The organism is Rhodospirillales bacterium (genome assembly GCA_028824295.1).
Lineage (GTDB): Bacteria > Pseudomonadota > Alphaproteobacteria > TMED109 > TMED109 > VXPW01.
In genome coordinates, this window is record JAPPED010000022.1 from 26,040 (window position 1) to 43,534 (window position 17,495).

The 17,495-nt window shown below is 66.7% G+C and carries 18 protein-coding genes and 1 pseudogene; 17 read left to right on the plus strand and 2 right to left on the minus strand.

The genetic code is table 11. From position 1 onward, the window contains the following. Positions 1 to 16: 16 nt before the first annotated feature. The 17 genes and pseudogenes from OXH60_09580 (at position 17) to OXH60_09660 (ending at position 16,012) form a co-directional block, all read left to right on the plus strand. Positions 17 to 1,000 (plus strand): NADPH:quinone oxidoreductase family protein, encoded by a 984-nt coding sequence (locus OXH60_09580; protein ID MDE0712368.1) that lies wholly within the window; start codon positions 17 to 19, stop codon positions 998 to 1,000. A gap of 289 nt (positions 1,001 to 1,289) precedes the next feature. Then, positions 1,290 to 2,255 carry an NAD(P)-dependent oxidoreductase gene (locus tag OXH60_09585; protein MDE0712369.1) on the plus strand — a complete coding sequence of 322 codons (966 nt, stop codon included), beginning with the start codon at positions 1,290 to 1,292 and terminating at the stop codon, positions 2,253 to 2,255. Positions 2,256 to 2,298: 43 nt separating this feature from the next. After that, positions 2,299 to 2,745 (plus strand): RpiB/LacA/LacB family sugar-phosphate isomerase, encoded by a 447-nt coding sequence (locus tag OXH60_09590; protein MDE0712370.1) that lies wholly within the window; start codon positions 2,299 to 2,301, stop codon positions 2,743 to 2,745. Positions 2,746 to 2,802: 57 nt separating this feature from the next. Then, positions 2,803 to 4,083: a serine hydroxymethyltransferase gene (locus OXH60_09595; GenBank protein ID MDE0712371.1), complete on the plus strand. Its 1,281-nt coding sequence runs from the start codon at positions 2,803 to 2,805 to the stop codon at positions 4,081 to 4,083. Further along, on the plus strand, positions 4,083 to 4,547 hold the full coding sequence (nrdR, locus tag OXH60_09600; protein ID MDE0712372.1) for a transcriptional regulator NrdR: 465 nt from the start codon (positions 4,083 to 4,085) through the stop codon (positions 4,545 to 4,547). The genes OXH60_09595 and nrdR overlap by 1 nt, the downstream gene beginning before the upstream one ends. Continuing rightward, positions 4,531 to 5,637 (plus strand): bifunctional diaminohydroxyphosphoribosylaminopyrimidine deaminase/5-amino-6-(5-phosphoribosylamino)uracil reductase RibD, encoded by a 1,107-nt coding sequence (gene ribD / locus OXH60_09605; GenBank protein MDE0712373.1) that lies wholly within the window; start codon positions 4,531 to 4,533, stop codon positions 5,635 to 5,637. Before nrdR ends, ribD begins: the two co-directional genes overlap by 17 nt. 2 nt (positions 5,638 to 5,639) lie before the next feature. After that, on the plus strand, positions 5,640 to 6,317 hold the full coding sequence (locus tag OXH60_09610) for a riboflavin synthase (protein MDE0712374.1): 678 nt from the start codon (positions 5,640 to 5,642) through the stop codon (positions 6,315 to 6,317). Beyond that, positions 6,314 to 7,444 carry a 3,4-dihydroxy-2-butanone-4-phosphate synthase gene (ribB, locus tag OXH60_09615; protein ID MDE0712375.1) on the plus strand — a complete coding sequence of 377 codons (1,131 nt, stop codon included), beginning with the start codon at positions 6,314 to 6,316 and terminating at the stop codon, positions 7,442 to 7,444. The genes OXH60_09610 and ribB overlap by 4 nt, the downstream gene beginning before the upstream one ends. Beyond that, complete coding sequence (gene ribH, locus OXH60_09620) at positions 7,441 to 7,875, plus strand: 6,7-dimethyl-8-ribityllumazine synthase (protein ID MDE0712376.1); 435 nt, start codon at positions 7,441 to 7,443, stop codon at positions 7,873 to 7,875. Before ribB ends, ribH begins: the two co-directional genes overlap by 4 nt. After that, a complete protein-coding gene (gene nusB, locus OXH60_09625; protein ID MDE0712377.1) occupies positions 7,872 to 8,327 on the plus strand; it encodes a transcription antitermination factor NusB in 456 nt (151 codons plus the stop codon). The genes ribH and nusB overlap by 4 nt, the downstream gene beginning before the upstream one ends. 6 nt (positions 8,328 to 8,333) lie before the next feature. After that, positions 8,334 to 9,314 (plus strand): thiamine-phosphate kinase, encoded by a 981-nt coding sequence (thiL, locus tag OXH60_09630; GenBank protein ID MDE0712378.1) that lies wholly within the window; start codon positions 8,334 to 8,336, stop codon positions 9,312 to 9,314. Positions 9,315 to 9,475: 161 nt separating this feature from the next. Continuing rightward, complete coding sequence (locus tag OXH60_09635) at positions 9,476 to 11,584, plus strand: sodium-translocating pyrophosphatase (protein MDE0712379.1); 2,109 nt, start codon at positions 9,476 to 9,478, stop codon at positions 11,582 to 11,584. Positions 11,585 to 12,074: 490 nt separating this feature from the next. Next, positions 12,075 to 12,941, plus strand: a complete 867-nt coding sequence (locus OXH60_09640) for a LysR family transcriptional regulator (protein MDE0712380.1) — start codon at positions 12,075 to 12,077, stop codon at positions 12,939 to 12,941. Positions 12,942 to 13,450: 509 nt separating this feature from the next. Continuing rightward, positions 13,451 to 13,879, plus strand: coding sequence for a CBS domain-containing protein (locus OXH60_09645; protein ID MDE0712381.1), 429 nt, complete (start codon positions 13,451 to 13,453; stop codon positions 13,877 to 13,879). A gap of 140 nt (positions 13,880 to 14,019) precedes the next feature. Continuing rightward, positions 14,020 to 14,151: pseudogene (locus OXH60_09650) on the plus strand (cysteine synthase A). A 182-nt stretch (positions 14,152 to 14,333) separates the two neighbouring features. Next, entirely contained in the window at positions 14,334 to 15,500 is a 1,167-nt protein-coding gene (locus tag OXH60_09655) for a PLP-dependent aspartate aminotransferase family protein (protein MDE0712382.1), read from the plus strand. A gap of 2 nt (positions 15,501 to 15,502) precedes the next feature. Further along, positions 15,503 to 16,012: a histidine phosphatase family protein gene (locus OXH60_09660; GenBank protein ID MDE0712383.1), complete on the plus strand. Its 510-nt coding sequence runs from the start codon at positions 15,503 to 15,505 to the stop codon at positions 16,010 to 16,012. A 43-nt stretch (positions 16,013 to 16,055) separates the two neighbouring features. Here the strand turns inward: OXH60_09660 and OXH60_09665 are convergent, their stop codons facing one another. Together OXH60_09665 and OXH60_09670 are read right to left on the minus strand one after the other, a co-directional pair. Then, the gene (locus OXH60_09665; GenBank protein ID MDE0712384.1) at positions 16,056 to 16,940 is read right to left on the minus strand and encodes a cytochrome c; all 885 of its coding nucleotides are present in this window, start codon (positions 16,938 to 16,940) and stop codon (positions 16,056 to 16,058) included. Then, positions 16,907 to 17,365 carry a cytochrome c gene (locus tag OXH60_09670; GenBank protein MDE0712385.1) on the minus strand — a complete coding sequence of 153 codons (459 nt, stop codon included), beginning with the start codon at positions 17,363 to 17,365 and terminating at the stop codon, positions 16,907 to 16,909. Before OXH60_09670 ends, OXH60_09665 begins: the two co-directional genes overlap by 34 nt. Positions 17,366 to 17,495 lie beyond the last annotated feature (130 nt).

Consider the following 17,495-nt stretch of genomic DNA (forward strand, 5'->3'; position numbering starts at 1 on the left):
GCCATCGCGAGGTTCCATGAAAGCAGTCCTCTGCCACGCCTTCGGTCCGATCGAGTCGCTGTCGGTCGGTGACATCGACCCGCCGGTCCCTGCGGCTGACGAGGTCCGCATCAAGGTCCATGCAGCTGGCGTCAATTTCCCGGACATCTTGATCGTCGAAGGCAAGTACCAATTTCGTCCGGAATTCCCCTTCGCGCCCGGCTCCGAATGTGCAGGCGAGGTGATTGAGGTCGGCCGGGATGTGACGGACCTGGCCCCGGGGGACCGGGTCATGGCCCCTGCCAGGCACGGGGCCTTTGCGGAGGAAGTCTGTGCGCCGGCCATCAAGGCGGTGAAGTTGCCGGACCAGCTGGACTACACGATTGCGGCGACGCTGCTCCTGACCTACGGAACTTCCGCCCATGCGCTCATTCAGCGCGCCGATCTTCAGGCCGGCGAGACGCTCCTGGTGCACGGCGCTGCGGGAGGGGTTGGCCTGGCCGCGGTCGAGATCGGCAAAGCGCTCGGGGCCACTGTCATCGCCACGGCAGGATCAGACGCGAAACTCGCCTTCGCGCGCGAGCACGGCGCCGACCACGGTATCAATTACACTGACGGCCCCTTCAAGGATCATGTGAAGGAACTGACCGGCGGCCAGGGTGCCGACGTCATCTACGACCCGGTCGGCGGTGCCGTCTTCGACCAGTCGCTCCGCTGCATCAACTGGAACGGGCGGCTTCTCGTCATCGGGTTCACCTCCGGAACGATTCCCTCCGCGCCAGCGAATCTTGCGCTGCTGAAGGGCTGTTCGATCGTCGGCGTGTTCTGGGGTGCATGGGTGGAGCGCGACCCGGCCGCGCATCGGGCGAACATGGCGCGCCTGCTCGCGTGGCAGGCGGAGGGTGTCATCCGTCCCCACGTGGAACTCAACGTCGGACTGGACGGCGTTCCCGATGCTCTGCAAGCCCTGCGTGATCGCACCATCAAGGGCAAGGCGGTGGTCACGGTCCGGCCTGGCTGACCGAGGCCGTTCGCACGGATTCTTTCCGGCGGCGCGCCAGACGCCGCGGCGGCGGCGGCGAGCCATCGCGCATGCCCCCGTTCTGCGTGTGCTCCGCGAACCCTCCGACCCTTCGGTGCCGATCGTGAAGCCGATCTGCGCCGCGCCCGAGCGGCGGGACGCCGACCGGAAGCCAGTGATCGCGCACGCTGCAGCCACTTGAAACCGGAGGTATCGCCCGCCGCGTTGCGGACGCCTCCACGGGGGCCATAATGCGGGCGAACGTACTGTCGTCCGGGAGGGCCGACCAATGTTGGAGCGTTTTCCCGTAAACGGCGATGCGTGGTCTGGGAACGTCTTGGTTACCGGGTCCGGCGGCTGCATCGGAGCCTGGACGATGGCGCTTCTGGTGCGCGCCGGCGTGGACGTCACGGCGCTCGATCTTGATCCCAAGCCGCGCCGGCCAGCACTGTTGATGTCGGACGACGAGCTCGCCCGGATTAACTGGGTGGTCGGCGACATCACTGATCCCGAGACCGTCCGTCAGGCGGCAAAGGGCTGTCAGGCGATTATCCACCTCGCCGCCCTGCAGGTGCCCTTCTGCATGGCAGATCCAATCGGCGGCGCCAGGGTCAACGTGGTCGGCACGGTCAACGTGTTCGAAGCCGCCCGGCACGAGGGGATCCGTCGCGTCGGCCACGCCAGTTCCATCGCCGCCCACGGATTCTTCCCGGACAGCCCATTCCTGAAGACCCTGTACGGTGCCTACAAGACGTGCGGCGAGCAGATCGCGGCGGTCTACTGGCAGGACTGGAACGTGCCCAGCGTCGGGCTGCGCCCCAGCGTGGTTCAGGGGGTCGGGCGTGACCAGGGAGTCACCTCGAAGACGACGGTCGCGATCCAGGCGGCGGCCCTTGGCGCCCCCTATACCGTGCCCTTCAGCGGACCCGTGTCCTTCCTCCACGCCGGAGAGGTGGCCTCCGCATTCATCCAGTCCGTGGCGCGTGACGGCGACGGCGCGCCGGTCTTCGACATCAATGGAGGCGCTACCACGGTGGAGGCGATCGTGAGCCAACTCCAAACCCTGGCGCCCGACTCGAACATCGCCATCGAAGGTGACCCGCTCCCGTTTCCGGCAGATCTGCCCGATGCGGCTGTCCGCGCCCACCTCGGCGACTACGGCTCAATCCAACCCACAGAGGGCGTCGAAGGCACGTTTTACGCCTTTCGGTCACTTGCCGCGGAAGGCCGCATGACGGCCTCGGACATCCGCTGATCTGTACCGCCTCGGTTCTGGAATACCCTCCGGGGACGGGCGGATGAACACGCAGGACGGCAAGAGGCCGGTCGCGTTCGCCGCCGACCACGCCGGCTATGCCCTCAAGGAGCACCTGCGCGGACGGCTGGCCGACACCGGCGTGCCGGTCCTGGACCTCGGCACGGATTCCGACAAGTCCGTGGACTATCCCGACTTCGGAAACGGGCTGGCCGACGCGCTGCTACGGGGGGACGCGTGGCGCGGTGTGGCGATCTGCGGCACCGGGCTCGGCATCAGCATGGCGGCGAACCGGCACCCGGGCATCCGCTGTGCTCCGAGCCACGACGTCGATACCGTCAAGCTTGCCCGCGCCCACAACGACGCCAACGTGCTGGCCCTCGGGGCTCGGTTCATCGATTCGGAAACCGCATGGAAATGCCTGCAGGCATTTCTTGGGACCGAGTTTGAAGCCGGACGCCACGCGACCCGCGTGCGCAAGCTTGGTTGATCTCGCGCCTTGACCGGTCTCCCCGCACAAGTCCATCCGCGACCTGGCACGGACGGGATGCTGGCTGGCGATCCGGAGGTCCGCGCCGGGCTGAATCTCGAGCTCGAGCGGCAGCGCTCGACCATTGAATTGATTGCTTCCGAGAACTTCACGAGTTCAGCGGTGCTCGCGGCGCAGGGGTCGGTACTGACCAACAAGTACGCCGAGGGCTATCCGGGTCATCGCTACTACGGCGGGTGCGCGGCCGTTGATGTAGTCGAGGACCTTGCCATCAGACGGGCTCGCGAACTGTTCCGGTGCGCCCACGTGAACGTGCAGCCGCATTCCGGTTCAGCCGCCAACCAGGCCGCCTTCCTGGCGTTAATCAAGCCGGGCGACACCGTGCTGGGCATGAGCCTGGCGGCCGGTGGACACCTCACCCACGGCAATGCGCCCAACCTGTCCGGCCGCTGGTTCCGTACGGCCTTCTACGGCCTGGGAGGCGACGACCGCATCGATTACGACGAGGTGGCGAGGCGGGCTGCCGAGGCGCGCCCGCAACTGATCATCGCCGGCGCATCCGCCTACAGCCGGACGATCGATTTCGAACGCTTCCGGGCCATCGCCGATTCAGTCGACGCGTTTCTGCTGGCTGACGTCGCCCATTACGCCGGCCTCATCGCCGTGCACCGCTACCCGTCACCACTGCCGCATGCGCATGTTGTCTCGACCACGACCCACAAGACCCTGCGGGGACCGCGCGGGGGCATGTTGCTGACCAATGATCCCGACATGGGCAAACAGATCGACCGGGCCCTCTTTCCCGGACTGCAGGGCGGCCCCCTGATGCACGTGATCGCCGCCAAGGCGGTCGCGTTCGGGGAGGCGCTGCAGCCAGACTTCCGTACCTACATCGACCAGGTATGCGCCAATGCCGCGGCGCTGGCGCGGGTGCTACTGGCACGCGGGTTCGACATCGTCTCCGGCGGCACCGACACGCACATGGTGCTGGTGGACTTGCGCCGGCACGACGTCACCGGGCGCGATGCCGAGAACGCGCTCGAGCGGGCCGGCCTCACCTGCAACAAGAACGCCGTGCCCAACGACCCACGGCCGCCGCTGGTAACGTCCGGGATCCGGCTGGGATCACCAGCTGCCACGACGCGTGGCTTTGCCGTGCCGGAGTTCGAAACCGTCGGGCATCTCATCGCGGACGTCCTCGACGGCCTCCGCTCGAACGGGTCGAACGAGGAAGCCAACGCCGCAGTGGAAGGGAAGGTACGGCACCGCGTCGGGGAATTGACCCGCAGATTTCCCCTCTATCCCGAACTTGGCACTGAGTTGTCGGGAGAACTCTGATGCGCTGTCCGTTCTGTGGTGCCGAGGAGACCCGCGTCACCGACTCCCGCCCGGACGAGAACAAGACGGTGACCCGTCGTCGCCGCACCTGCGAGGGGTGCGGCCTGCGGTTCACCACGTATGAACGCATTCACCTCAGGGAATTGATGGTCGTCAAGAAGAGCGGCGAGCGGGTTCCGTTCAACCGGGACAAGCTGGTCCGATCCATGGAAATCGCTCTACGCAAGCGCGATGTGGCGCCAGACCGGATCGAGCAGGCTGCCAATGCCATCGTGCGACGGCTGGAGACCTCCGGCCAATCGGAATTCAACTCCACCGAAATCGGCGGCCTGGTTATGCAGACGTTGAAGCAGATGGACGAGGTCGCCTACGTGCGGTACGCCTCGGTATACCGAAACTTCCGGGAAGTCGAAGAGTTCGAGAGAGCGGTCGAGAGCCTCCGGGACGGTGATCGCATCTCCTGATTCGGCGCACCTGCGCACGGCCCTGGCACTGGGGCGGCAAGCCCTCGGCACGACGTGGCCCAACCCGGCGGTCGGCTGCGTCATCGCGGCTGCCGACGGGTGGGTCGTCGGACGCGGCGCCACCGGCATCGGCGGCCGGCCCCACGCCGAGGTGCAGGCGCTGGCCGAGGCAGGCGACCGAGCCGCGGGGGGCACGGCATACGTCACGCTCGAGCCGTGCGCGCACGACGGCGCCACACCGAGTTGCGCCCGGTTGCTCGCGGAGGCCGCGCTTGCGCGCGTGGTGATCGGCACGCACGACCCGGACCCCCGGACCAACGGCACCGGCGCTGCCCTCTTGACCGCTGCCGGCGTCACGGTCACGAGCGGTTTGCACGAGGACGAGGCCAAGCGACTGCACGCCGGCCACCTGCGCCGCGTGGAATCGGGCCGCCCGCACGTCACGCTCAAGCTCGCCGCATCGCTCGACGGCCGGATCGCGACTTCGACGGGGGCCAGCCAGTGGCTCACAGGGCAACTGGCCCGCCGACACGGGCATCTCCTTCGTGCCCGGCACGACGCCATTCTGATCGGAGCCGGCACGGCCGTCCGCGATGATCCCGAACTCACGTGCCGGATCCCGGGCCTCGGCGACCGCTCACCCGTCCGCGTCGTGATGATCGGCGCCGAAACCGAGTTGCCGGCAGGGCGCCTCCTGTCAACGCTCGGCAGGTCCCCGGTCTGGCTCCTGGCCACGGCCCAGCGCCGACCGGACACGGCAGAACTGCAGGCCGCGGGCGTGGAGGTCATCGACGTAGCCGCGGATTCCGGTGGGCGCCCGTCCCTCGAACAGGCGCTCGGGACGCTGGGCGCACGCGGCGTGACGGCAGTGCTGGTCGAAGGCGGCCAGACGGTCGCCACCGCGCTTCTGCGCGACCGTCTCGTCGATACGCTGGTGTGGTACAGTACGGATGCCATCGTCGGGAGCGACGGGTTGGCAGCGGTCGGCGGACTCACCCGCACCGCCCTCAGCGAAACGCGAGATTTTCGAACCTTCCGCGCGCGTTGGCTGGGGCCTGATCACGTCCGTTTTCTGGAGCGGGCCGCCTGACCGTGTGCGGCACAATCCGCATCGCTTCCGACTACACTCGCGCGATCGTGTCCGGCAGCAATACCTATCAAGCAATGTTCACTGGGATCGTCGTTGACACCGGCACCGTCACGGAGACCTCCGGACCCGGCGAACGTTCGGTCCGGATCGAACCGAAGCGCATGCCCGATTCCCTGCGCCTCGGCTCCTCGATTGCCTGCGCGGGCATCTGTCTCACCGCGACGGCGGTGGACCCGACCGGCTTCTCCGTCGATCTTTCCCCGGAAACCCAGGCGCGAACCACGGCCGGCACATGGCAGCCCGGAACCGAGATCAACCTGGAATATGCCATCCGGGCAGGTGATCCGCTCGATGGACACGTTGTCACCGGTCACGTCGACACGGTCGCCGAGGTCCTCGACGTCACCGCGGCCGACGACTGCAGCATCGTGCGCTTCTCGCTGCCCGCCTCGATTGCCGCGATGATCGCGTCCAAGGGATCGATCGCCGTCGACGGTACATCGTTGACGGTCAACACCGTGGATCGGGACGGGTTTTCCGTGACCCTGATCCCGCACACCGGTCGCGTCACCACCCTGGGCGCCCTGGCGGCCGGCTGCGCGGTCAACTTGGAGGCCGACATCCTCGCGCGCTACGTGGCCCGGGCCCTTGGCCGGAGCGGATCCGGAGACGCGCGTTGACCTCCCCTCTGGTGCAGCCGAAGGAAGTCTTCGCCTCGGTGGAGACGCTCATCGACGAGGCCCGCAATGGGCGGATGTTTGTGCTGGTAGACGACGAAGGCCGGGAAAACGAAGGAGATCTCGTGATCCCGGCCCAGATGGCAACTCCGGACGCCATCAACTTCATGGCCACGCACGGGCGCGGGTTGATCTGCCTCGCCCTCACCGGCAAACGCACTAGGCAGCTTGGCCTCGAACCTCTCGACCGGCGCAATCCCGGCCCGAGGGATACGGCGTTCACGCTGCCGATCGAGGCGCGTGAAGGCGTGACGACCGGAATTTCGGCGGCCGACCGCGCCCGCACCATCCAGGTTGCCATCGACCCCCGCAGCGCCGCCGACGACCTGCGCACACCGGGACACGTGTTTCCACTCGCCGCCCGCGACGGGGGCGTGCTCCTGCGGGCCGGTCACACCGAGGCGGCCGTCGATATTGCCCGTCTCGCGGGCCTGGTACCGGCCGCCGTCATCTGCGAGATCATGAAGGCAGACGGCACCATGGCGCGGCTGAACGACCTGATTCCGTTTGTCGAGCGCCACCAACTTCGTCTGGGCGCCATCGAGGATCTCATCGCCTGGCGGGTACGGCACGATCCGATCGTCACGCGCGTCCTGGAATCCGACTTCCTGTCCGACGAGGCCGGCAACTTCAAGCTGTACATTTACCGGAACACGGTCCTTGACGTGGAGCACGTGGCACTGGTCAAGGGCAGTATCGACGACGGTCGGCCGGTTCCGGTCCGCGTGCACGCACTGGACGTCCTCGCCGACGTACTCGGCGGCGGTACGGACGCGGCCGGACGCGAACGCGCGGGAACCCTGCGGGCGGCCATGCGCACGGTCCACGCGCTCGGGCGCGGTGTCGTCGTCCTGATCCGGGAAGCCATGACCTCCGGACTCGCGCAACGGCTCAACGCGGACGACGCGCCGCCCGGTGACCTCCGCGAGCACGGCGTCGGCGCCCAGATCCTGCGCGACCTCGGCGTGCGTGAGATGATCCTGCTCACCCACACCCAGCGCCCGATCGTGGGACTGGAGGGCTTCGACCTCCGGGTGGTGGAACGGCGTCCGCCGGACGAGACCGCATGACGCGCGATACCTTCCTGATTGTTCGAGCCGTGTTCTACCGGGATGTCGCCGACATGCTGACCGGCGGCGCTACCGCGGTGCTTGCGGCTGCCGCGCGGACATGGGAGGTGGTCGAGGTTCCCGGTGCGTTCGAAATCCCGGGCGCCATCGCGCAGGCGGCGCGGGGCGAGGGCTTCGCCGGTTACATCGCCCTTGGTTGTGTCATCCGGGGCAAGACCACCCACTACGACTACATCTGCAGCGAGAGTGCCCGCGGCCTGATGTCGCTGGCCGTCCGGGACCGATTGGCGATCGGCTACGGGATCCTCACCTGCGAGACACGGGCACAAGCCGTCGAGCGGGCAGATCCGCAGCAGGGCAACAAGGGGGCGGACGCGGCCAACGCCGCCCTGGCCGTAGCCGAGCTGCGCTCCCGCTTCGCCGCGTCATGAGCGGTACCGCCCCATCCAAGAAGACCAAGCGGACGTCCGCGCGGCAGGCAGCCGTGCAGGCGCTCTTCCAGATCTCGGTCACCGGTGCCTCGCCCGAGCGGGTCATCCGCGAATTTCTTGATCGTCCGGTCACCGATTCAAGCGTGGCCCACAAGCCCCAGTTCCGGCGCATCGTCACCGGCGCGGCCGGATGCCTGACGGAACTCGACGCAACGATCGATCCCCTGCTCGGTGAGCGCTGGTCGCTGAAGCGCATCGACACCACCCTGCTCTGCGTGCTCCGCTGCGCAATCTGGGAACTGCTCCATGCCTCCCGAAAGGCACCCGCACGGGTGGTCATCGCCGAATACCTGAAGGTGGCCTACGGCTTCGCGGAGGACGGCGAAATCAGGTTCGCCAATGCCCTGCTGGACCGTGTTGCGAGGTCGGCGCGCGTGAGCGAATTCGCCTGAACCGCGGTGGATGAGCACGACATCCTGACGCGCTGCCTCCGCCCGCTGGCCGCGGACTTCACGCCGGCGCACTGGCTGCTGGACGATGTGGCTGTACTGCCTTGCGACCCGGCGCTGGCCATCAGCACGGACACCTTGGTCGAAGGCGTCCACTTCCCGTCCGGACTTTTGTCGGCGGAACAGATCGCCAGGCGGGCGCTACGCGTGAACCTGTCCGATCTGGCGGCCTCCGCCGCCACACCGCTCTGTTACTTGCTCGGGCTCCAGCTGCCGCCCTCGACCGACCTGGACTGGATGGCGGAGTTTGCCGGCGGCCTCAGACAGGACCAGGAGCATTTCGGCATCCACCTCGCCGGGGGTGACACGGTCCGGACACCCGGCCCGCTTGCCGTGTCGATCACGGTACTGGGGCGACTCGCTGGCGGCGGCACTTTGCCGCGAACGGACGCCCAAGCCGGCGACGCGCTGGCGGTGACCGGAACCATCGGCGACGCCTGGCTCGGCCGACGGGAGCTGGAAGGCATGCTCCCGATTGCGGCGGGCGCTCCGGCGCTCGCCGAACGTTTCCTGCTCCCTGCGCCCCGGCTCGACATCGGCCGGGGGCTCGCCGCGCTGGCCCATGCGGCCATCGATGTCTCGGACGGCTTGATCGCGGATGTCCGTAACCTGTGCGGTGCCGCCGGGAAAGGGGCGCGGATCTCGCTCGACGACGCGCCGCTGTCCGAAGCCGCCCGGTTCCACCTGGACCGAGGCAACGCCACGCTGCCAGACCTGGCTGCCGGCGGAGATGATTACGAACTTCTGTTCAGCATTCCCGGGCGCGCGGTCCCGCAAGCCACGGAAGTGGCCACCGCGGGCGGAGTGGCGCTGACCGTGATCGGTGAGGTGACGGACGACCCGGGCGTGTTGGCGTCTACGCCGGACGGCGAGAGACCGGGTACCGACACGGGCGGTTACGTGCACACCTGGGAGGGCCCGGCCGACTGAACCTGATCGCGGTCCGGCCTGCCGTTGCGTCCAATGTCCGCAGTTTTTATCTTCTGTCCCGGCTTGAGCTAGTTGCCAGCCCAGAATCTTCGCCCATTGCAGGACACGCCTGGACATCCCGAGTCCAGGCCCAACCGAATCCCTCCTAGGAACGTCAACTCATGAGCATGGAACTTTGGTTCGCAATCGCATGCGGCGCACTCGCTCTGGTCTATGGCTTGTTCACCGCCCGGTCGGTCCTGGCCGCCAGTGCCGGTGAAGCCCGAATGCAGGAAATTTCCAACGCCATCCAGTTAGGCGCTGCCGCCTATCTCAACCGGCAGTACCGGACGGTGGCCGTGGTTGGCGCAGTAATCTTCGTCATCCTAGCGCTCGTCCTCGAGATTTCGGTGGCGATCGGCTTCCTCATCGGCGCGGCGCTGTCCGGGGCCGCGGGATACATCGGCATGATCGTCTCGACGCGAGCGAACGTTCGCACGGCCGAGGCTGCACGGACGGGGCTTGCGGCCGGACTGTCGCTCGCGTTTCGCTCCGGCGCCGTCACCGGCATGCTCGTCGCCGGTCTCGCCCTGCTGGCCGTTACCGTCTACTACATGATCCTGCTCGAATTGGGCGCCACCGGGAGGGGCTTGATTGACCCGCTGGTGGCGCTCGGCTTCGGCGCGTCGCTGATCTCGATCTTCGCGCGGCTCGGCGGCGGGATCTTCACGAAGGGGGCGGACGTCGGTGCCGATCTGGTCGGCAAGGTCGAAGCAGGCATCCCGGAGGACGATCCGAGAAACCCCGCGGTCATCGCCGACAACGTCGGGGACAACGTCGGCGATTGTGCCGGCATGGCGGCCGACCTGTTCGAGACCTACGCGGTGACCGTGGTGGCGACGATGGTGCTGGCGTCGATCTATTTCGCCGGTGCGGACATGTCAGCGATGATGGCGCTGCCGCTAGTGATTGGCGGCGTCTGTGTTATCGCCTCCATCCTCGGCACCTACTTCGTCAAGCTCGGCGCCAACGGGTCCATCATGGGCGCGCTGTACCGGGGGTTCGTGGCGGCTGCTGTGCTGTCGCTGTTCGGTATCGCGGTCGCGATCGAGTGGCTGATCGGTTTCGGAAGCTCCGTCGGGGCCGCCGGTGAGACCCTGTCCGGCGGTGCGCTGTTCGGATGCGCCGTGGTTGGTCTCGTCGTGACGGCACTCCTCATTTGGGTCACCGAGTACTACACCGGCACCAACTACCGCCCGGTCCGCGCTGTCGCCAAGGCCTCGGAGACCGGCCACGCCACGAACGTGATCCAGGGGCTTGCAATTTCCATGGAGGCGACCGCAGTTCCGGCGGTGATCATCTGCGCCGCCATCATCGTGAGCTATCTGCTCGCGGGTCTGTTCGGGATCGCCATCGCGGTCACCAGCATGCTCGCACTGGCCGGAATGGTGGTCGCGCTGGACGCCTACGGACCGGTGACCGACAACGCCGGCGGAATCGCCGAAATGGCCAACCTGTCCAGTGACGTCCGGAAGACGACCGATGCGCTTGACGCGGTGGGCAACACCACCAAGGCCGTCACCAAGGGTTACGCGATCGGTTCGGCCGGCCTCGGCGCACTGGTGCTGTTCACGGCCTACACCGCCGATCTTGAGTACTTCGGCAGTGACGCGGAGACCTACCCCTATTTCGCCGGGATCACCCTCGACTTCTCCCTCGCCAACCCGTACGTGGTGGTGGGCCTGCTGCTGGGCGGCCTGATGCCGTACCTGTTTGGCGCCCTTTCCATGACGGCCGTGGGGCGGGCCGCCGGAGGCGTGGTGCTGGAAGTCCGTCGTCAGTTCAGGGATATCGCCGGAATCATGGAAGGAACCGCGAAGCCCGACTACGGGCGCGCCGTCGACATGCTGACCCGAGCAGCGATTCGCGAGATGATCATTCCCTCACTGCTGCCGGTGCTGATGCCCATCGTCTTTTTCGTGCTGGTCAATCTGATCGCCGACAAGGCCGCTGCGTTCTCCGCGCTGGGAGCGATGCTGCTTGGCGTGATCGTCACCGGCCTGTTTGTCGCCATCAGCATGACGGCCGGCGGGGGCGCCTGGGACAATGCGAAGAAATACATCGAAGACGGCAATCTCGGTGGCAAGGGATCCGAGACCCACAAGGCAGCCGTCACCGGGGACACCGTGGGTGATCCGTACAAGGACACGGCCGGACCAGCCGTGAACCCGATGATCAAAATCACCAACATCGTGGCGCTGCTGCTGCTTGCCGTGCTGGCGCACGCGTAGCCAGCGGTCGCACGGCGCGGCGCGGGACCGGGTCCAGCGGAGATCTTTCGCGCGGACCCGGCTGCCAAGGCTGCGGTTCCCGGACTCCTCTTCGTCACGCCGCGTTCGGTCAAATGCGGCGAACCGATGCGCGGCACCCCGCCACGAGGCTCCAGACCACCCGGCCGTGCGGCTAGACAGACCCGGTACCGGGCCGACGGCAGTTCCTGCCCCGCGTGCCAGTGCGATCGCCGTTCGGACCGAGACCCGACGTCACGTGGTCCGCGACGTCGATCATGCCCGCGCGGCAACACGGCGACCGGCGATTCGGGAATTGGCGCGTGGGCCCGCTCCGATCATCGCCGGCGAGACCGTGAAGATCATCGGTACTGCGTAATCCAGCGCGTATTAACGTTTTACGTCCAATTAACTATGAATCTAAGATTGCCCGGATGCCGGAATCCTCGGTCATCTCGAACCGGAACAGCGGAGGGACCTGCCAAACATCGACATGCGACTGGTGCGGTCATTCCTGGCAGTCGCTGCGGAACGCAGCTTCTCGGTTGCAGCCGAGTTGCAGGGGTGCTCACAAGGAACCATGTCCCTTCGGATCCGGACCCTCGAGGACCAGCTGGGGATTCGCCTGTTTGACCGGAAGCACTCGAAGATCAGGCTGATCACCGCCGGCCAGGACCTCCTGCCCAGCGCGCAGGATCTCGTGAGTACCCATGACCTGATAGCCGGTCGTGCACGCACCATCCAGCACACCGGAACGGTTCGCATCGGCGTGGCGGAAGGAAACGGGATCCCGCTGCTCACGGAACTGCTGGCCAGCGTGCGGGAACACAGCACCACCATCGAAATCAGCATCGTGTGCCAGCTCAGCCGCCACCTGCTGCAAGAGATCCAGACCGGCACGCTGGACCTTGCGGTGGTGACGACGCTCGAAGAGATTCCGTCGGCGATCCTGCTGGACCGGCCCCGATCGTTCTGGGTGGCAGCTCCGGAATTTGCGGCAGACGGCGGCGCGCCACCGCCCGTTGCCCTCTCTCCGGACGGCTGCCAATTGCGCACCGCGGCCCTCGAGGCGCTGCAACGTCAAGGGATCTCGTACCGAGAAATGCTCGCCACCCCGAGCGGGGCGCTGATCGAAAGCACCGTATCCGCTGGACTTGCCGTGACCATCATGGCCGAAGGGGCGGTCCTGACGAATCTCCGGGTCGTTCGGCAGCCCGCGCTGCTGCCCCCGCTCGGAACGGTCTGCGTCCATCTGGTGCAAAGCGCTGCCCCGCAATCCGAGGCCGTACGTGCCATGAAACAGGCGATTGCGGGAACGTACCGCGTCTCGTGGCCTGGCCGGGGCGATCCCGGCACGTAGCCGCTTCAACGCCGGGCACACGCGACCAGGCGAGCGCGGGATCCGGTCCTCTCGCCGCATGATCGATCTCTTCCAAGGGAGTTCATTGTCGCGATTCGACTGGCGGCCGGACTGACTGCTGGCACCAACCCGCGGGGCACTTGCGAACCGGATCGACAGTCGGCGCCCTTGCCAGCAAGTGAGGTGCGCTTCGAACGCTGCGTCCTGGGGTAGCCGCGCGAGTGCGGGCACCCGGCCGCCGCCACGGTAACCTGCAGCGAAATCCAAGCGCGGCGGACCGACCCGGGACGCAGGATCGCGCGCGGGTCGGGGAAGGTATGACCGCTGGTTTCGCTATCGCTGCTCTGTGGCCATCATCTGGAGTTCAGTGGCACCGATGTCGGACCCTGCGACGTCGACTCTCATGCGAAGTATGTAAGTCCTGAACGGAACCCTTTACGCTTCGCACGCGTCCGGTCTGCGCGGACGTGAAGCATGGGACGGAGGAAACCCAGCTGCGGGAGGATCTCATGACGTGTATTCGCGACATCCTGATGGAAAAAGGCATCCAGGTCACCACGGTGAGCCCCGAGGAAACCGTCCAGAAGGCGGCGGCCATGCTCGCCCGCCTCGGGATCGGTGCCCTGCCGGTCATTCAGGATGGGGCGCTGGTAGGCATCATCTCCGAGCGCGACATCGCCTATTCGGTCGGTGTCAAGGGCGTCCGCACGTCCACGCGAAAGGTCCGCGAACTCATGTCGGGAAACCCCAAGACCTGCTCTCCCGAGGAGCCCGTCGAGGATGTGCTGGAGCGCATGAGCCAGCGCCGGGTTCGTCACCTCCCGGTGATGGAAGGCGACAAGCTGGCCGGCATTGTCAGCATCCGCGATCTTGTTCGAGTTCGTCTTGGCGCCGCCTTGGCGGAGGCCGACCAGCTTCGCGAATACATCCAGAACTAGCCGCAGGCACCGGGCCCGTGTCACGCGAACAAGTCATGCAGCCACCGCCGCCGCTTCACTCGACCCTCCGCCTTATCGGCAACCCACCAATTAGCGATCTGCCGCTTACGGAAACGTACCGCTGCCAGCAGTTCCTTACGCTCGAATGTCGGAAGCCGGAAGGTTCCACCCAGGACCGCCCCGCACGGCGGATGATCGCGGAAGCCGAGCAGGCAGGCAGGCTGCAGCCCGGCGGGACCATCGTTGAGGGGACCGCCGGCAACACCGGTCTAGGCTTCACCCTGATCGCCCGTCAGAAGTCTGCCCTGGATACCACGTCAGCGCGATCGGATCTCGCACGCATGGTCGGCCAGAACGGGTACGCTGTGGTCACAGATGATGGACGGCTGGTCGGAGTGGTCCCCGCGCTCGACTTGCTGCGCGATGCCGGGCGTACCGGCGTCAAGGAGCACTGATGAGCGGGCAAAACACACGATTCGAGACGCGTGCCATCCATGCGGGTCAGCAACCGGACCCCGCGACCGGCGCCGTCATCACGCCGATCTACGCCACGTCGACCTACGTGCAGCGCGAGCCCGCCGTGCACCAGGGCTACGAGTACTCGCGCACGGGCAATCCCACGCGGGCCGCCTACGAACGATCCATTGCCGACCTGGAGGGCGGGACGCACGGCTTTGCCTACGCCTCGGGGATGGCCGCCACGGACGCCGTGCTCACCCTGCTGGACTCCGGCAATCACGTCCTGGCCATGGATGACCTGTACGGCGGGACCCGTCGACTCTTTGAACGGGTGCGGCGCGATGCATCCAATCTTCGGTTCTCCTTCGCCGATCTGGCTGACGATGCGGTGGCGGATCGCGCCATCGACTCGGGCGTGCAGATGATCTGGATTGAGACGCCTACCAACCCGATGCTCAAGCTGGTGGACCTAGCCAAGGTTGCGGAGCTGGCCCACCGGGCCGGGGCGATTGCGGTCGCTGACAACACCTTTGCATCCCCCTTCCTGCAGCGGCCCCTGGAACTCGGGTTCGACATTGTCGTGCATTCCGCAACCAAGTACCTGAACGGCCATTCGGACATGGTCGGCGGGGTAGCCGTGACCCAAGACGCCGGGATCGCCGAGCAGCTCGCGTTTCTGCAAAATGCCGTGGGCGGTGTGCAGGGACCTTTCGATTCCTTCCTCGCGCATCGCGGCCTGAAGACACTGGCCCTGCGCATAGAGCGACATGTTGCCAACGCCATGACCATCGCGGCGTGGCTGGAGGGGCGGCCGGAAATCGAACAGGTGATCTATCCCGGACTGCCGAGCCATCCCCAGCATGCCCTCGCGCGCCGTCAGATGCCGCTGGGGTCGGGCGGGATCGTCACCGCGATTCTGCGCGGAGACATTGAATCCTCGCGCCGAATGCTTGCTGCCTGTGAGGTGTTCGCGCTGGCCGAATCCTTGGGCGGTGTGGAGAGCCTGATCGAGCATCCAGCGCTGATGACGCACGCGTCGGTACCGCCGGAGGTGCGCGCTGAACTGGGCATCAGCGACGGGTTGATTCGTTTATCGATCGGCATCGAGCATGTCTCGGACCTGATCGCTGACCTGGAACAGGCCCTCAGCGAAATCCGCTAGCCTTGCGAACCCTCTATCTCCTGCGGCATGCCAAGTCCTCTTGGGCCCGTCCGCTCCTTCGCGACCACGATCGGCCGCTGGCCCGCCGGGGCCGGGACGCCAGCCGCGCCATCGCCGACTACATCGCGAGCAGTCACCCTCTTCCCGATCTCGTGATCACCTCGACCGCAGCGCGAACGCTGGAAACCGCCCGGCTGGTCATCGCGCGGTGGAACCCCAAACCGCCTGTCGTGGAAGAAGCCTCGCTCTATCTCGCCGCACCGGGCGACATGCTCAAGTGCATTCACGCGGTCGCGGATGCCCCGGTACTGATGCTGATCGGACACAACCCCGGGACCGCGGAGCTTGGCCACCTGCTGGCCGGCAACCGCCAGCTGTTCGGCAGCAAGTTTCCGACCGCCGGTCTGGCCGTGTTCACGTTTGACATCGACGACTGGGCGCTTGCCGAGCCAGGCGCCGGCAACCTCCAGGCCTTCGTCCAGCCGCGCGGCCTGATCGCTCAATCCGCCTGACCGGCCGAACGCGCCGGGGAGGAGCCAATCCCCAACCGCCGTCCTAATCCGATGGTGGCTTTTTCACCGTATTCCGCACCGCCGGTAGGTCCTGCAGCCAAGCGACCAATGCGTCAAGGTCTTCGGGCGTCATCTTGCCCGTGCTGTGTTCCACGACCAGTGCCATGGCGCCACCGGCAGCATCGCCATCCGGCGTCAGTCCGGTCTGCAGGAAGAAACGAAGGTCGACTGCGTCCCAGTCGAGGCCAGTTTCGGGGTCGGGGGTAAGGTTGCCAGCCACATCGCCGTCGCCCAACCTGGCCCCCGCCATCGCCATGGTTCTCCGCAAGGCGCCAAATCGGTTCCGAGGGGTATGGCATTCGCCGCAATGCGCCAGCGCATTGGCGAGATAGCCGCCGCGAGACGCGGTATCGAAAGAATCGTCCGCAGGGTCGAAGTAGAGGAGCCGCCAAGCCCACAGGCCGGTCCGGACAGAGAACGGAAACGCCAGATCATGACCGGGTGACGCCTCCCGAACCGGCTCCACGGTACGGAAATACGCGTAGAGATCACGTGCGTCCTGGTCGGTCATCCGGGCATAGCTGAGATAAGGAAACGCCGGGTAGTACGGCTGCCCCGCCGGACTCACGCCCTGCTTGAGCGCCTTGACGAAATCGGCCTCGCTCCACCCGCCGATTCCGTGGTCGGAGTCGAAGGTGATGTTCGGTGCCCGAAAGGTCCCGAAATCCGAATGCAATGGTGGACCGCCGGCGTAGTGTCTGCCGCCGTGCTCGAAGTCGGTATGGCACGACGCGCATCCCGCGACGGCCGCGAGGTAAGCGCCCCGTTCGGGGTCGCCCGCGTGGGCCGCAGCCGCGGCAAGAAACGTTGCCGCGGCCAAGGTGATGCGGCCTGCTATTCGTCCTTGATTCGGAATGACTTGTGGCATGCGCCGCAACTCTTGCCGAGCGCGCCGAGTGCTGCGCCTACTGCAGCCATGTCGCCGCCCGCGGCCGCCATTGCGAGCGCCTCAGCCTTGCCGATGGTGTCCTCGAGCGCAGCATCGAACTTCGCACGATCCTGCCAGATCTCGGGCTTGGCCTTGGTCTTGCCTTCGGCTGTGCCCTCCGGGAAGGCGATACCCGCGTTGTTCAGCAGGTCAACGATGGCTTGCGAGTCGGTGACCAGTCCGTCGGAGAAATCGACCTGACCTTTCACCAGCAATGCCACATTGCTGATGTGCCCGCCGACGGCCTTCATCAGGTTCTGCCGGTACTTAATCACGTGCTCCGGGGCGTTCGCGGCGGACGCCGCTCCCCCCACAACGGCGGCCGCCAGGATCGCAGCCGAGGCGATGCGGACGAGATGCTGCATGACCCCCTCCTTCCAAGGGTGTTTCGCGTACCGCAAGTGTGTGGCGTTTTGGAGGTGAGGGCAAGCCACGTCGAGGCCGCGACCCGTAGCCCGGGCCAGGAGGTGCCGGCGCCGGCAAGCAGCTGTTCGG

Bases quoted from the DNA above. Each gene is read 5' to 3' on its own strand.
- OXH60_09665 (MDE0712384.1), bottom strand. From the start codon at position 16,940: ATGCCACAAGTCATTCCGAATCAAGGACGAATAGCAGGCCGCATCACC.
- OXH60_09585 (MDE0712369.1), top strand. From the start codon at position 1,290: ATGTTGGAGCGTTTTCCCGTAAACGGCGATGCGTGGTCTGGGAACGTC.
- OXH60_09580 (MDE0712368.1), top strand. From the start codon at position 17: ATGAAAGCAGTCCTCTGCCACGCCTTCGGTCCGATCGAGTCGCTGTCG.
- OXH60_09590 (MDE0712370.1), top strand. From the start codon at position 2,299: ATGAACACGCAGGACGGCAAGAGGCCGGTCGCGTTCGCCGCCGACCAC.
- OXH60_09645 (MDE0712381.1), top strand. From the start codon at position 13,451: ATGACGTGTATTCGCGACATCCTGATGGAAAAAGGCATCCAGGTCACC.
- OXH60_09670 (MDE0712385.1), bottom strand. From the start codon at position 17,365: ATGCAGCATCTCGTCCGCATCGCCTCGGCTGCGATCCTGGCGGCCGCC.
- OXH60_09640 (MDE0712380.1), top strand. From the start codon at position 12,075: ATGCGACTGGTGCGGTCATTCCTGGCAGTCGCTGCGGAACGCAGCTTC.
- ribH (MDE0712376.1), top strand. From the start codon at position 7,441: ATGACGCGCGATACCTTCCTGATTGTTCGAGCCGTGTTCTACCGGGAT.
- OXH60_09635 (MDE0712379.1), top strand. From the start codon at position 9,476: ATGAGCATGGAACTTTGGTTCGCAATCGCATGCGGCGCACTCGCTCTG.
- nrdR (MDE0712372.1), top strand. From the start codon at position 4,083: ATGCGCTGTCCGTTCTGTGGTGCCGAGGAGACCCGCGTCACCGACTCC.
- OXH60_09595 (MDE0712371.1), top strand. From the start codon at position 2,803: ATGCTGGCTGGCGATCCGGAGGTCCGCGCCGGGCTGAATCTCGAGCTC.
- nusB (MDE0712377.1), top strand. From the start codon at position 7,872: ATGAGCGGTACCGCCCCATCCAAGAAGACCAAGCGGACGTCCGCGCGG.
- OXH60_09655 (MDE0712382.1), top strand. From the start codon at position 14,334: ATGAGCGGGCAAAACACACGATTCGAGACGCGTGCCATCCATGCGGGT.